At 66.8% G+C, this 13,546-nt stretch carries 10 protein-coding genes; 5 read left to right on the top strand and 5 right to left on the bottom strand.

All coding sequences use genetic code 11. From position 1 onward, the window contains the following. Positions 1 to 2: 2 nt before the first annotated feature. Genes ASD71_RS01020 through ASD71_RS01005 form a run of 4 tightly spaced genes read left to right on the top strand, consistent with a single transcriptional unit; the run spans position 3 to position 2,692 of the window. Positions 3 to 1,085 (top strand): cyclopropane-fatty-acyl-phospholipid synthase family protein, encoded by a 1,083-nt coding sequence (locus ASD71_RS01020; protein ID WP_056558688.1) that lies wholly within the window; start codon positions 3 to 5, stop codon positions 1,083 to 1,085. A gap of 11 nt (positions 1,086 to 1,096) precedes the next feature. After that, on the top strand, positions 1,097 to 1,615 hold the full coding sequence (locus ASD71_RS01015) for a lipocalin family protein (RefSeq protein WP_056558685.1): 519 nt from the start codon (positions 1,097 to 1,099) through the stop codon (positions 1,613 to 1,615). Between the two features lie 6 nt (positions 1,616 to 1,621). After that, positions 1,622 to 1,939, top strand: a complete 318-nt coding sequence (locus ASD71_RS28550; RefSeq protein WP_082578740.1) for a TonB-dependent receptor plug domain-containing protein — start codon at positions 1,622 to 1,624, stop codon at positions 1,937 to 1,939. A gap of 42 nt (positions 1,940 to 1,981) precedes the next feature. Continuing rightward, on the top strand, positions 1,982 to 2,692 hold the full coding sequence (locus ASD71_RS01005) for a hypothetical protein (protein WP_056558680.1): 711 nt from the start codon (positions 1,982 to 1,984) through the stop codon (positions 2,690 to 2,692). Between the two features lie 75 nt (positions 2,693 to 2,767). Here the strand turns inward: ASD71_RS01005 and ASD71_RS01000 are convergent, their stop codons facing one another. Both ASD71_RS01000 and ASD71_RS27390 read right to left on the bottom strand, forming a co-directional pair. Further along, positions 2,768 to 6,157, bottom strand: coding sequence for an autotransporter domain-containing protein (locus ASD71_RS01000; RefSeq protein WP_056558677.1), 3,390 nt, complete (start codon positions 6,155 to 6,157; stop codon positions 2,768 to 2,770). A 245-nt stretch (positions 6,158 to 6,402) separates the two neighbouring features. Then, entirely contained in the window at positions 6,403 to 8,466 is a 2,064-nt protein-coding gene (locus ASD71_RS27390) for a tetratricopeptide repeat protein (RefSeq protein ID WP_082578739.1), read from the bottom strand. A gap of 215 nt (positions 8,467 to 8,681) precedes the next feature. Between ASD71_RS27390 and ASD71_RS00990 the strand changes: the two genes are divergently transcribed. Beyond that, entirely contained in the window at positions 8,682 to 9,467 is a 786-nt protein-coding gene (locus ASD71_RS00990) for a hypothetical protein (RefSeq protein WP_056558675.1), read from the top strand. Between the two features lie 48 nt (positions 9,468 to 9,515). Here ASD71_RS00990 and ASD71_RS00985 read toward each other — a convergent pair whose 3' ends face one another. The 3 genes from ASD71_RS00985 to ASD71_RS00975 form a co-directional block, all read right to left on the bottom strand. After that, positions 9,516 to 11,870 (bottom strand): TonB-dependent receptor, encoded by a 2,355-nt coding sequence (locus tag ASD71_RS00985; protein WP_156395050.1) that lies wholly within the window; start codon positions 11,868 to 11,870, stop codon positions 9,516 to 9,518. Between the two features lie 201 nt (positions 11,871 to 12,071). Further along, positions 12,072 to 13,022, bottom strand: a complete 951-nt coding sequence (locus ASD71_RS00980; protein ID WP_056558667.1) for a FecR domain-containing protein — start codon at positions 13,020 to 13,022, stop codon at positions 12,072 to 12,074. Next, a complete protein-coding gene (locus ASD71_RS00975; RefSeq protein ID WP_056558664.1) occupies positions 13,019 to 13,528 on the bottom strand; it encodes a sigma-70 family RNA polymerase sigma factor in 510 nt (169 codons plus the stop codon). Before ASD71_RS00975 ends, ASD71_RS00980 begins: the two co-directional genes overlap by 4 nt. Positions 13,529 to 13,546: the final 18 nt, after the last annotated feature.

Genomic DNA, 13,546 nt, shown 5'->3' with positions numbered 1-13,546 from the left:
CCATGACGACCGCCATTCTGCACGACACTTCGTTGCCTGCCGACCGCCCCGCGCCCGGCCTGCTCGGCCTGGCTGAGCGTGGCCTGCTGCCCGATGCGTTGCTGCGCCTGGGCATGCGGCGCCTCTGCGCCGAGCGTCTGGCGCAGGAATACGCGGGCGGCATCGAGGCATGGACCGAGCGCGACCGCCAGCTTATCGCCGGCCTGCGCACCAGCGCGGTTGCCATCCATACCGACGCCGCGAACACCCAGCACTACGAGTTGCCGACCGCGTTCTTCCAGCTTTGCCTGGGCGCGCGCATGAAGTATTCAAGCTGCTATTACCCGACTGGCGGTGAAACCCTGGACCAGGCCGAAACCGCCATGCTGCGCCTGTACGGCGAGCGCGCCGAGCTGGCTGACGGCCAGGACATCCTGGAGCTGGGTTGCGGCTGGGGGTCGTTAACGCTGTGGATGGCCGAACGCTTTCCCAACGCCCGCATCACCGCGGTGTCGAACTCAGCCACCCAGCGCCAGCACATCGAGGCGCGCTGCCGCGAGCGCGGCTGGTCGCACGTGCGCGTCGTGACCTGCGACGTCAATGTGCTGGCGTTGCCCGCCGCCGCTTTCGACCGCTGCGTGTCGGTGGAAATGTTCGAGCACATGCGCAACTACCAGGACCTGATGGCGCGCATCGCGCAGTGGCTGCGGCCCGGCGGCAAGCTGTTCGTGCACATCTTCGCGCACCGCGAACGCGCCTACCCGTTCGAGACGGACGGTGCCGGCAACTGGATGGGACGGCACTTCTTCACCGGCGGCATCATGCCGTCGGCTCAGACGTTGCTGCACTTTCAGCGAGACCTGAGGCTTGAGGAGCGCTGGTTTCTCGACGGCACGCATTACGCCCGCACCGCCAATCATTGGCTCGCCAACCAGGACGCCCGCCGGGAACCGGCGCGCGCGGCGTTGGCAGAGGCTTACGGCCCGTCCTTGGCCCGCTTGTGGCACCAGCGCTGGCGCATGTTCTGGATGGCATGCGCCGAGCTCTTCGGCTACGAGGACGGCCAGCAGTGGGGCGTGGCGCACTACCGCTACACGCGGCCCTGAGGAGAACGATCATGTTTCGAACCCTGTGCATCGGCGTGACGGCCCTACTGGCCGGTTGCGCGTCGCCGCCGGCCATGCCGCCGGTGGCCCACGTGGACCTGGACCGTTTCATGGGCGACTGGTTTGTGATCGCGCATATTCCCAGCTGGCCCGAGCGCAATGCCTATGACGCAGTGGAAGGCTACCGGCTGTTGCCGGACGGCCGCGTGCAGACCGATTTCCGCTACCGCGATGGCAGCTTCGAGGCGCCCATCGACACCATGCACCCGGTGGCCACCGTGCGGCCAGGCACCGGCAACGCGGTGTGGGGCATGCAGTTCATCTGGCCCATCAAGGCCGAGTACGTCATCGCTTATCTGGACGAGTCGTACCAGACCACCATCATCGGCCGCTCCAAGCGCGATTACGTGTGGATCATGGCAAGGACGCCGTGCCTGGACGACGCCGTCTATGCCGATCTGCTGAGCAGGGTGACCGCGTTGGGTTATACGGAAGCGCCGCGCAAGGTGCCGCAACGCTGCGAGCGGTGACACCGGATGGCGGGCGCGATCGTGCATCGGCGGGCGTCTGTGGCGGCAGAACGACTCGATGGGCGAGTTTTGGAAACTGAAATCATTGTCATTTACAATTGCGGCCTTTCCCGTCCTCCGTATCGCAGCGCGACGGCGACCAAAACGGACACGCCACTGATTGAAGATCCCGCGTCGGTGTCGATCGTGACCAGCGAGCAGATCGAGGCCCAGCAACCCAAGACCGTGACGCAGGCGCTGCGGTACACGCCGGGCGTGACCAGCGAAGTGGCGGGGGGGCAGCGCATGCATCGTCCGATTTGCGCGTCAAACGGTTCCCTGTAAATCGGGTACGCTCTGACGCTCGCAAATCCGGGAAGACTCGATATGTGGCGCACGTTCTTCAAGATGTCGTTGACGGTGGGTTGGGTGCTTTGGCTGGCCGCCATGGCGTGGTTTGCGGTGGGCATGGCGCGGTACATACCGTCGGCCGACGCGACGCTGACGCCCATTACGCTGACACCCGGCCAAACGGCGCGGGCCGAGGTTTACCGCATCCGCGAAGCGCCGTTGTGGATGGAGGCGCGTTTTGGCGGTCCGATGGGCCGGGAGCGGCCTGAACTGGGAGACTCCGCAACGCGAATCGACGCGCCGGACGCGAAGCCGCGCATCATCAACCCCGGAGATCCAGTGCGAATCCGTGTGCGCGATGGCAAGGAGCTGGACGTCGTGGTGAGCGCGGCGCCGCGCAGCGGCGCCAGCGCCACGCATTTCTATCGCAAGCTCTGGCCTGAAAGCCCTGCCGACGACGCGCAGCTGGAGACCGCGCTGGGCTTTCCGATGCTGGCTAAGGGGTCGTCGAATCTGACCTTCACGGTGGAAGAGGCGGGGCCGGCGCTTCAGGGCGAGCAGATCGAACTGGAAGTCAGCGCGCCCATCGGGTTGAAGCGTACGGCGCCAGGGTGGCAGGACGTTTCCGCGTTTATTTTCTGGCCCTTCTATGCCGCGCTGCTGGGCGCGTGGGTATTGGTATGGGCGGGGCTGACGTGGTGGTATCGCCGCTGGGGGCGGCGGACGGCGAAGCAGCCGTTTGCCTGAGTTCAAAGAAAAGGCCCACGCCATTGCGTGGGCCTTGTTTCTTACCGCGGCTGAAAGCGCGAATGCTGCCGCGCTTTAGAACCGGTACGCCGCTTGCAGCTGGAACGTCTGCCCCGACACGTTGCCGGTGTCGAACAGGCGGTCGTAGCTGGCGGTCAGATCCATCGCCTTGCTGACGGGCAGCGTCAAACCCAGGCCCGCCGAGAACATGCCGCGCGACGGCGCCACGCCGGGCAGCGTGAAGCCGGTGCCATCGCCCGCCGTTGCGCGGTATTGGCGGTTGGTGTCGAGGGTTTCGTAGGCGTAACCCACGCGGGCCTCAACGATGGCAGGCTTGTCCGACTTCATGCTGAAGGGAAGGCCCACGACGAGTTGCGCATAGGGCTGCAAGCTGTTGAAGTCCTGTGCGCCGACATCCAGGTTCTGGCTGGTCGGGCCCGTTTCGCTGAAGCGTTCGGTATGCAGGTACTGATAGCGCAGGCCGAGACGCGGCGTGATCGTGACGGGTCCCGCAGCCAGCGGCAGACTGGCTTGCAGGCCGGCAGTGATCTCCTGTCCATCCGAGTCGTCCCGGGCCTTGCCCGGGCCGGGGAAGGAGCGGCGCGTCTGGAGGAAGTCGTAGGCGGCGCCGACCGTCGCGGCGATGGTGACCGCGCCCACGCGGCGGCTGCCGTAGCCCGCGATGCGCAGGGTGTCGATCTTGCCGGTGGCCTCGTCTTCGGTCACATCGACGTGGCTGTAGCCGCCCGCGACGCCCACCGTCCACGCGCCAACCTGCTGATCCAGGCCGGCCAGAAAGCCGTAATGGCGATCCTTGTAGCTGGGGGCGTCATCGTTGCCCCGCACGTTCGCGGTATTGGAGACGATCTGGGCCCACGCCTGGCGGCCCGGGCGCGCGCAATTGGCGTCCGTCGCGGCGTCGGCGCACTCCTGGCCCAGCCGTGCGAGCAGCGTGTCGTTCACACGCTGCCCTTCGCGAATGGCGGCCGAGGCGACCGCGCCGAAGATCGTGGCGTTGGTGGGGGCGATAACGACCGGCCCGGCGCCGGCACTGCTGCCGGGGGCCAGGGTGAGGGTGCTGCCGTCGGCCAGGTTCTGCACGCTCTGCGCCAGGTCGGCCGGCGCGTTGCTCGTGACGGAAGCGAACCGGCCCGTGACACTTGCTGCGTCGACGATGCGGAACGACGTCGCGCTGTAGGTGCCGGGGCCGTACAGCACGTTCAGCGTGCCGGCGAGGGTGGCGGTGCCGCCGACCTTCAGTTGCGAAGCGGCGGTGGGGCTGACGTCGATGAACAGCGTGCCGGTGGGGGACTGCGTGTAGTTGCCGAGGATCGTCAGCGTGCCGATGGAGCCGCCGGGACGCACGACGCCGTCGTTGGTCACATTGCCACCGATCGAACCGTGTCCGCGCAGCGTCCCGGCGCTGCCGACGGCAACGTCACCCAGAATGCTGGCGGTGGGATGGGCGGCATCGCCGATTTCCAGCGTGCCCGCCGACACCGAGGTGCCGCCCGAGTAGGTGTTCACGCCGTTCAGGATCAGCATGCCGCTGCCGGTCTTGGCCAGCGCGCCGGTCCCGGTCAGTCTGGAATCGATGATGGCGGTGGCATTGCCATCGACTTCAATGGCCGAGGAGGCCGCCGCCAGCCCGATGTCGTCGCCGGTGACGCGGTAGCCGTCGGTGGAGAACTGCATGCCGTTTACAGCGATTGCGCCTTGGCTGCTATCGACCGTCACCGTACCCGCCGTCCCGCCGAACACGGGGCGCACATCGGTCTGGTCGAGCTGGTAGTTGGTGGCGCCGTTGGTCGTGGTCCAGTTTGTGCCGTTGGCCGTCCAGGTGCCGGAGCCGCCAGCAATTGTGCCGTCGGCCACGGTGTTGGCGCCGTCCCAGTAGTGGGTGCTGGCGTCGGGGGCGAGTGTCACGGTCAGCGCACCGTTCACATTGCTCAGTCGTGCGAGCAGGCCATTGTTGACGGAGACGAAGGCCGTGTTGTTGCCGTACGTGCCCAACCCAGTGGGGCGCACGACGGTATAGGATTGACCGTTCGCCAAACCGGTGCCGGCAAGGCTGATCGCGGCGCCGCTGATGGCCGCCGTGCCGTTCACGTCCAGGTAGCCGTAGCTGCTGGGGTCGACGACATTGAAGGCCAGTCCGCCGCCGGTCTGCGAGTAGTTGCCTGTGACAGTGATGGGGTTGTTGATCTGAAGGGTCGCCCCGTGGTTGATGACGGAACGGCCCACCGCAGCGATGTCGTCGTTCAGCAGCAGGTTTCCGCGCGAAAACACCAGGTTTGCGCCCGTCACCTTGATGAGGCCTTTGTCGGCCACGCCCAGGCCGCCGCTCGCGCCGGTAAGGGTGCCGACGACGTTGCCGCTGCCGCCTGCGATGGCGAGGGGGATGGTGCTGGCGGAGGTCAGGTCGCCCGCGATGAGACCGCTGTTGGTGATCGTACTGATATAGCTGTTGCCGTCGAGCTGGATCGCCGCATTCCGGCCAGTGATGGTGCCGCTGTTGGCGAGCAGGCCCACGGTGCTGGCGCCGGACAGGTAGATGCCGGTATCGTACGATCCGCCCATGGCGCTGCTGGGCGCACCCACTATCAGGCCCGTGTTCGTGATGGTGCCGGCCGTGCTGGCATCCATGAAGATGCCTGCGATGTCGCCAGAGATGGTCCCGGAATTGGTGAGCGTGCCCACCCGCCCGTTGCCCTGCGCAAGCAAGCCGAGCTGGCCCACGATGGCCCCGGTGTTCTCCAGCGTTTCGATGGCGCCGTTTTCGGTGACCACACCGAACCCCGCAAGGACACCGCCAATGTTGGCGCTTTGCAAGGTGCCGGTGTTGGTCAGGTTGGTGATCGTTCCGCCATTGTTCCAGATGGCTGCAATCGTCCCGCCGAAGGAACTGTTGCTGCTGATCATCCCGGCATTGCTGATCGTGCCGATGCTGCTTTCATTGAATATCCCGGCACGTGCGCCGGCGACGGTGGCGCCGGCGTTGTTGACCACGCGGGTGATGCTTGCGCCGCTGGCGTTCACGATGCCCGCTACGGTGACACCCGTTCCGGTGGAGGAGATCAAGCCGTTGTTGGTCACTTCATACAAAATGGCGTCGTTCTGCAGGCCCGCCAGTGTGCCAACGATGGTGCCGAGGTTCGTCAGCGTGCGGCCGGGACCGGTGCCGGAGGCGTGCAGACCGATGTCGGCGCCGGAGAGCGTGCCGGTCCCGTTGGCCAAAAAGTTACCGCCCGTCCATTCGATGCAGTCGGTGGAGCCGAAGAGCGTCGTGTTGCTCCCAACGCTGATGCACGGCGCTGCATGGACCATGCCGGGAAGCAGGCCTGCGGCCACGAGAGAAACACCCGACAGAATTTGCGTCGACCGGGCAAAGGCCGCCGTCGAGCCGGCCCGCGCGGATGCCACGGGAACGAAGTTGGTACGCTTTTTTTGGTGTTTCAGCTTCAAGGCAAGCTCCCGGCAGGGGCGATGTCATGGGATATCAGGCGGCAACCGGGGGAGCAGCGGCAATCCACGCGGTAGGCGCCAGATTATGGATTCGGACTGGCGGCCGTTCGGTAGGCGCACGATCTCACCCCGAACACTACCGGCGAAGGCGCATCCTCAAAGCGTGCAACAAGGGGGAAATACAGGCCTTTATTTCGCTTTGCGCGGTCGGCGCGTCGGCTCGGCCAGCCGCTGAACCCTGCTGGTCAGGCCTGAGACCCCGGAAAGCGCTTTGCCAGCGCCTGCCCGACGTCGTGCAGGACCGCCTTCCAATCGCCCGGAGCGGGCTGGCGGAACAGGCGCAGCGACGGATACCAGGGTGTGTCGGACCGGTGCAGCAACCAGCGCCAGTCGGGCAGGAAGGGCAGCATCACCCAGGCGGGGCGATTCAGGCCGCCCGCCAGATGCACCGGCGAGGAATCCACGGAGATGAGCAGGTCGGCCAGCGACAGGATGGCAGCCGTGTCGTCGAAATCAGCGATCTCTGCGTCCAGCGGCACGATGTTCATGCCGTGCGGTGCTGCGGTGGCCTGAGCGGCGGCCGGCCCTTTCTGAATGGCGAGATACGTGATCCCGGTCAAGGCCAGCGGCGCCATGTCCGCCAAGGCAAGAGACCGGTTGGCATCGTTGGAATGCGTGGGTCTGCCCGCCCAGGCCAGCGCCACCCACGGCCGTGGCAAGCCGGCCAGCCGCTTGCGCCATTTCTCGACGCGGGCAGCATCGGCCGACAGGTAGCCGACCTGGCCCGGCAGGTCGGCCACGCGCAGGCCGATCGCCATGGGCAGGGACATCAGTTCGCAGTGCTGGTCGAACGGCGGGGGGATCTGGCCGCGCGGGAAGGCGTCCGGGCCGAGGAGGCGCCGGGCGAAGGGCAGCAGGTCGGGATGGACTTCCAGCACGACGCGCGCGCCGCTGCGGGCACGGGCCGCGTCGATCAGGCGCATGAATTGCAGCGTGTCGCCGTACCCCTGTTCGTCATGAATGAGCAGCGTCTGACCCGTGATGCGGCTGCCGTCCCAGCGCGGCCGCTGCACCTTGCGGTCCATCGCCGCGGTATGGGACAGGCTGTAGCGCCAACGGTATTCCAGCCAGCCGCGCTCGAAATCCCCTTGCAGCAAGAGCGTTTCGGCCAGGTCGAATCGGGCGGACAGGTTGCCCGGCATGGCTGTGGCGAGCATGGTCTGAATGTCGGCGGCTTCCTGGACGCGCCCTTGAAACTTCATCGTCAAGCCGAGAAGCCGCCATAGTGCGGCGGGCGCGCCGCGTGGGTCCATGTTATCGCGCAGCAGCCGCTCGGCTTCGGCGTTTTGTCGCTCAGTCAGCAGCGCGCGGACGCGTTGCGCCAAGTCGTGAACGTCTTGCGCCTGCGCTGCGGCTGGGGCTGTTGCTGCGGCCGGGTGCGCCCCGACTGATGCCGTGTCCGTTGACGTCGCTGGCGCTTCGGCTGTGGCAGCCTGCGAGCTGCACGCGGTCCGCAATCGCGTGCGCAATTCAAGCGCCTCTGGGTGGGTGGGCGCGAAGGCCAGCAGCGCTTCGGTCCACTGCAGCGCCTCGCGAGGCCGCAACCGCGCCGCTTCGATGCCCGCGAGATTGATGTACGCGTTCGCCAGGCGTGGGTTGCACGCGATGGCGCGATGCGCCGCATCTGCCGCCGCATCGTAGTCACCCAGCTCTCCCAGCACGAAGGCGAGGTTGCTGTGTCCTTCGGCGTAGTCGCTTCGCAATGCGAGCGCCTGGACATACAGCCGGCGCGCCTCTTCCAGGCGATTCACGCCCACATACGCGTTGCCGAGGTTGTTGAGCGCTTCCGGGCTGTGCGGCTGAAGTTCCACCACCCGTTCAAGACAATTGACGCTTTCGGCCGAGCGCCCCGCTTCCTGCAGGATGATCCCCAGGTTGTTCCACGCCATGACCAGCCCGGGGTCCTGCTTCGTGGCTCGCCGCGCGGCGGCCTCGCCGTCAGCGAGCAGGCCCTGCTGCCGGCAGACCTCGGCCAGGTTGCCGAGGTAGACCGCAGGCGCGGCGTCGGTCCGGCATGCCTGACGCAGCAGATCCAGCGCGAGCGCCGGCTGGCCGTAGGCGTGCGCGATCAGGCCCAGAAGGTGCGACGCATCGGCCTGTCCGGGCGATGCGTCGAGTATGCGGCGGCACAGGATTTCGGCCTGGTTTGCCTGGCCGGCATTCCAATGGGCGTGGGCCTGATGCATGGCCTGGGAAAGGGAAAGCAGCTTGTCTGCCTTCGGCGTTGGCGTTGCGGGCTCGTGGGCCATGGAGATACCAGCGGCCGGCGCCAAGGCCGGGCAGGAGAGGAACGTGAAGCGGAGATTCTAGTGCCTCGCCGGGGCATGCCCGGCGCATGGCATTTTAGATGTGGGTCAAGATGGCCGTTACTTAGCCGGTATATACACATCCACAGACCGCTGCGCGCCCACGGCGCGGCGGTTCCGGCATCGCGCCGGACAGCAAATAGAAACGGGAGCGTCGCGTGCAGCAGAAACTACCGGTATGGCGGGTCATCCGCGAAACCTTCGACTACTTGGGAGACCATGGCGGGCGCACGCTTGCGATGGCGCCGCAACTGGTGGCCATCCTGATCTTCGGCGTTTGGCTGGGCGTTTACCTGGACCAGATGGCGGTTGCGCGGCATAGCATGCTGCTGCAACTGGCGGGGTGGCTCGTGACCACGGCGTGTCCGGTGATGCTGGCAGTCGCATGGCATCGCCGCATCCTGCTGAACGAGTACGCGCGCGCGGGCATTGCCGCGGGCAAACCTGAACGGATGTACTTCATCGTTGCGGTGATCCTTTCAGCCTCTGTTTTCGTCCTGACGATCGCGCGCATCGTGGTCGCCGCGTTGATGTCTGGTCCGGAGGGGGTGTCCCCGCTGGGCAACGCGCTGCAGCTGGTCCTGGTGCTGTTGCCGGCGTACTTTGTGGGCCATTTCTTTCTGGCTCTGCCGCAAGCTGCGTTGACGGGTACTGTGGACGTTCGGCGCATCACTGCGTTGACCCGCGGCAACAAGTGGCGATTCGTGGCTGTGTCGTTGCTGCCCATTCCGCTACTGCTCCTGATGGAAGCGGTCAGGAGTTTTTTGCTGCGGATGCCGCTTGAACCGGGTGTTGGCTCCTATCTCTACGGCGCTTTGATGGTGCTGGTAACCACTGTGATCTCCGTGACGACGATGTCGGTCTGCTACCGCATCCTGGCGCTGCCCGCCAGCGACGACGCGCCCGAAGCACAGGCGCGGGAGACGGCGGTCGCCGAAGGTTAGCGAGGTGCGGCAGGGGGGATGTTCAGCACGTCCGCCCGCCGCCCTGCCTCAATACTGATAGCGCAGCGTCAGCATCACGCTGCGCGGCTGGCCGTAGTAGTTCTGCCGCGAGGCGCCGCCAAGCTTTTCGTAATACTTGCGGTCAAACAGGTTGTCGACGGTGAGCGTGCCTTCGACGTGGCGGTTGTAGCGGTAGCCGATCTGGGCCGAGACGAGCGCGTAGCTGCCCTGATCCCAACGCACGTTGCCGCTTTGCAGATAGTTGCCGCTGTTCCAGCGAACGCCCGTGCCCACGCTGAATCCTTCCAGCGCCGGCTGGGTGAAGCGGTAGCGGGTCCAGAGGTTGATGGCGTGACGCGGGGTGATGGTGCTGTACGAAAGTCCCTCCTGGGCTTGGCTCGCTTCCAGATACTTGGTCTGTGTGTAGGCGTAGCCGGCCACGATGTCCCAGTTCGGCAACGGCGATCCGCTGATCTCGGTCTCGAAGCCCTGGCTGCGCACCTTGCCCGCGGCCACCGAATACATCGGATTGTTCAGGTCGCTCATCGCCCGGTTGCGGTCCACGATCTGGAACAGGGCGGCGTGCGCGTTGAGCGCGCCATCCATGAACGCGCCTTTCAGGCCCGTTTCGATCTGGCGTCCCACGCGCGGCGACAGCGTGCTGCCTTGCGCATCGATCTCGGTTTGCGGCTGGAAGATGCTGGTGTAGCTGGCATAGGCGGACAACTGCGGCGTCAGTTCGTATACCAGTCCGGCATAGGGCGAGGGGCGTGCGTCGATGCGCGTGGTCGCCTGGCTGAAGTCGCCGAAGTACTGATTGGCGTTGCGTGCATCGTTCTTCCACCAGGACAGGCGCGCGCCCGCAATGACCTTCAAGTGATCGGTCGCCTGGATGTTCGCGCGCGTGTACAGACCGAATTCGCTGGTGCGGCCGTCGTTGCCGTTGACCTGTTCCATCTCGGGCTGCGGCATGTTGATGACCGGGTCATTCACGTTGGTCGGGAAGATCGTGCCGCCGCCGTAGTTGAATTGCTTGCGCGTGTAGCTGTAGTCGGCCCCCACGAGCACGCTGTGCTCGCGGCCAAAGGCCTCGAACGGCAGGTTCACGTGCGCGTCCGCGCCGGTGGTCTTCCAGTGGTTGCGGTACGACCAGGCGATGAGGTTGGTGTCGCCGGTGACCGGATCGACGGCGCGGTTGGGCCAGGTGGTCACGCGCGTCGGCGTGTCGGTGTCGCGATGAAAGACGCTTGCCTTCATGGAGCCGCCGCCATCCAGCCGGTGTTCCAGGTCGGCAAAGACCTCGGTGGTTTCTTCTTCGATGCGGTTCCATTCGGCGCTGAGATTGGTGCCGCGGCGCACGTCGAGCAGCGAGCCGTCGGCGTACGCGGGCAGGCCGAATGCCGGCGTGACGCGGGAGCGTTGGTGCGTGATGCCCGCCGCCAGCGTCGTGCTCGATGTCAGGTCGGCCTCGACGATGCCGTAGAGTGTGGGCCGCTCGGAACTGACGCGGTCGACGAAGGACCCGCGGTCTTCGTAGGCGGCGATGAAGCGGCCGCGGACCTTGCCTTCGCTATCGAACGGCGTGCTCAGGTCGGCCACGGCGCGGTAGTAATCCCACGACCCGACGCTGGCCTGTGCGCCAAAGGCGAATTCCTGCATGGGGCGCTTGCGCACCAGATTCACGCTGCCGCCGGGCTCGCCGGTCCCTTGGTAAAGCCCGGACGGCCCGCGCAGCACTTCAATGCGATCGTAGATGGCGAGGTCGAAGCCCGCCGACAGGTTGCCCGCGCCGGCCGGGGCGCGCATGCCGTCCACCTGGATCGAATCGAGAGAATAGCCGCGGGAGATGAACCCGGAAATATTGCCGCCGCTGGACAGCGTTTCGACGGTCATGCCGGTGACGTTGCGCATCGCGTCCGACAGGCTGTTCAGGTTCTGGTCGTCGAGCTGCTGGCGCGTGACGACGGACACCGATTGCGGAATTTCCTTGAGCGTCTGCGTGCCCTTGCCGATGGTGACGGCATTGCTGGTGTACGAGCCCGTGCCTTCGCTGGTGGCGCGCTCGGCCGCGCCGGTGACGGTGACGGGCGCCAGTTGCGTGATGCCGCCTTGCGGCATGGCCTGCAGCGCGTAGGTGCCGGCCGCGCTTGGCACGGCGCGGTAACCGGTGCCCGCGAGCAGGCGGTCAAAGCCTTGCTGCACGTTCATCTCGCCCGAGATGCCAGGGCTCTGGCGGCCGGCGAGCCACGCGGGGTCGTAGACGATCTGTACGCCGGCGGCGGCCGCGTAGCGCGCCAGCACGGCGTCGAGCGAGCCCGCGCCGATTGCGACGGAGCGCACCTGGGCGGCCGGCGCCGCGCCGGTCTGGGCCGCGGACTGTGCGCCCGCGGTGGCGCTTGCCATGGCCGTGCACCAGAGCGCCGTCCAGATCATTGCCTTGCGGGATCCTCTGCCCCGCGCTGCGCGTACACGTGCCATCACTCTTTCATCCTTTCATCGTCAAGCAAGAAGCGCCCGCATCCCCTTGATGCGGTCTTACTTCCTACTCCGCACGACAACGAAAAAGTGATCACCTCGACGCAAAATATTTATCTGGGCGGTGGTTCAAGCGCCGGCCGGGCCGACCGATACCCAATAGCGAGTGACGCGTTGCACGGCGATCGGCAGGCGTTCGGCCAAGGCCTGCAGCGCTGCATCAGTGTCGCGCAGCGACAGGGCGCCCGAGACCCGCAGGTCGGCAACCTCGGGTGCGCAGCGCAGAAAACCCGGGCGATGGCGCGCCAGCTCGGCCACCACGTCGGCCAGGCGCTGATCGCGCACGACCAGCATGCCTTGCTCCCAGAGTGCCGCGCTGTCGTCCACGGGCGCCAGCGCGCCGGTCTGGCCGAGCGTGAAGCTGCCACGTTGCCCGGCGTCGATGCGCAGGGGCGGGCCACTGGCGGGGCGCGCCAGCACCGCATGCTCGAACACCATGACCTCGGTGCGGTCGTCGATCAGACGCACCGAGAAGCGCGTGCCCAGCGCCTGCACCTCGCCCTGCGGGGTCTGCACCACGAAGGGCCGGTACGCGGCCTGCGATTCCTGGCCGGTGGTGACCAGCACCTCGCCGGCCACCAGCACCAGACGGCGTTCGCCGGCGCCGTAGCGCAGGTCGACGGCGCTGCCGCTGTTCAACACCAGTTGCGTGCCATCGTCGAGACGGCGGGTCAGTTGTTCGCCCGCCGCGGAGCGCAGGTCGGCGCGCCAGGACGGCGCCTCGCGCCAGGCCATCCAGCCGGCCGGCGCCAGCACGCCCAGTCCCAGCGCCGCGCGCAGCACGGCGCGGCGGCCTTGGCGCTTGCGGGTGTCGCGAAGCACACGATGTCCGATGGGGGCGGGCAGGCCGTCGAACGCGCCCAGCACCTGCTCGGCACGAGCCCAGGCCTGCGCGTGGGCCTCGCCCTGCGCCAGCCAACGTTCAAATGTCCGTTGCGTGGCCGCGTCGGCGGGCTCGTAGCGCAGCCGGATGACCCAGTCGGCCGCTTCCTCCAGCAACAGGTCGCCCGGCGCGCTCATGCGGCGGCCGTCATGCAAGCCATCAAGGCCTTGCGCAGATGGCGCCGCACCGTGATCACGGGTTTGCCCGTCTGCTGGGAGATTTCCTGGAGCGTCAGCCCGTCCAATTGCGCCAGCAGGAACATGTCGCGCGTGGCGGCGGGCAGGCGCTGCAGCATGGCGTCGATCGCGACCAGCGTCTGCACGATCATGAGGCCTGTTTCCGGAGACGGCACCTGCGGCTCGGGCAGGTGCGCGATCGCATCCAGATAGGCCTGCTGCACTGCGCGCCGTCGCCAATGGTCGACCAGCAGGCCCTTGGCAATATGCGTGATCAGCGCGCGCGGCTCTTCGCGCAGCACGGGCGGCCGGCGCGCGGCCATCAGCCGCACGAACGTGTCCTGCGCCAGATCGGCCGCGTCGCCGCTGTCGCCCAGCTTGCGATGGAGCCAGCCTTGCAGCCAGCCATGGTGATGGCGATAAAGCTGCTCGACCACGGGGAGAGAAAGGGAGTCGGGAGATTGCAAGATGCCCAGCAGTCTACC

This window comes from Achromobacter sp. Root565 (assembly GCF_001427425.1).
Taxonomy (GTDB): Bacteria; Pseudomonadota; Gammaproteobacteria; order Burkholderiales; family Burkholderiaceae_B; genus Achromobacter; species Achromobacter spanius_D.
Note: the sequence above shows the minus strand (reverse complement) of the source record. Positions and strands in the feature narration are given on the sequence as shown.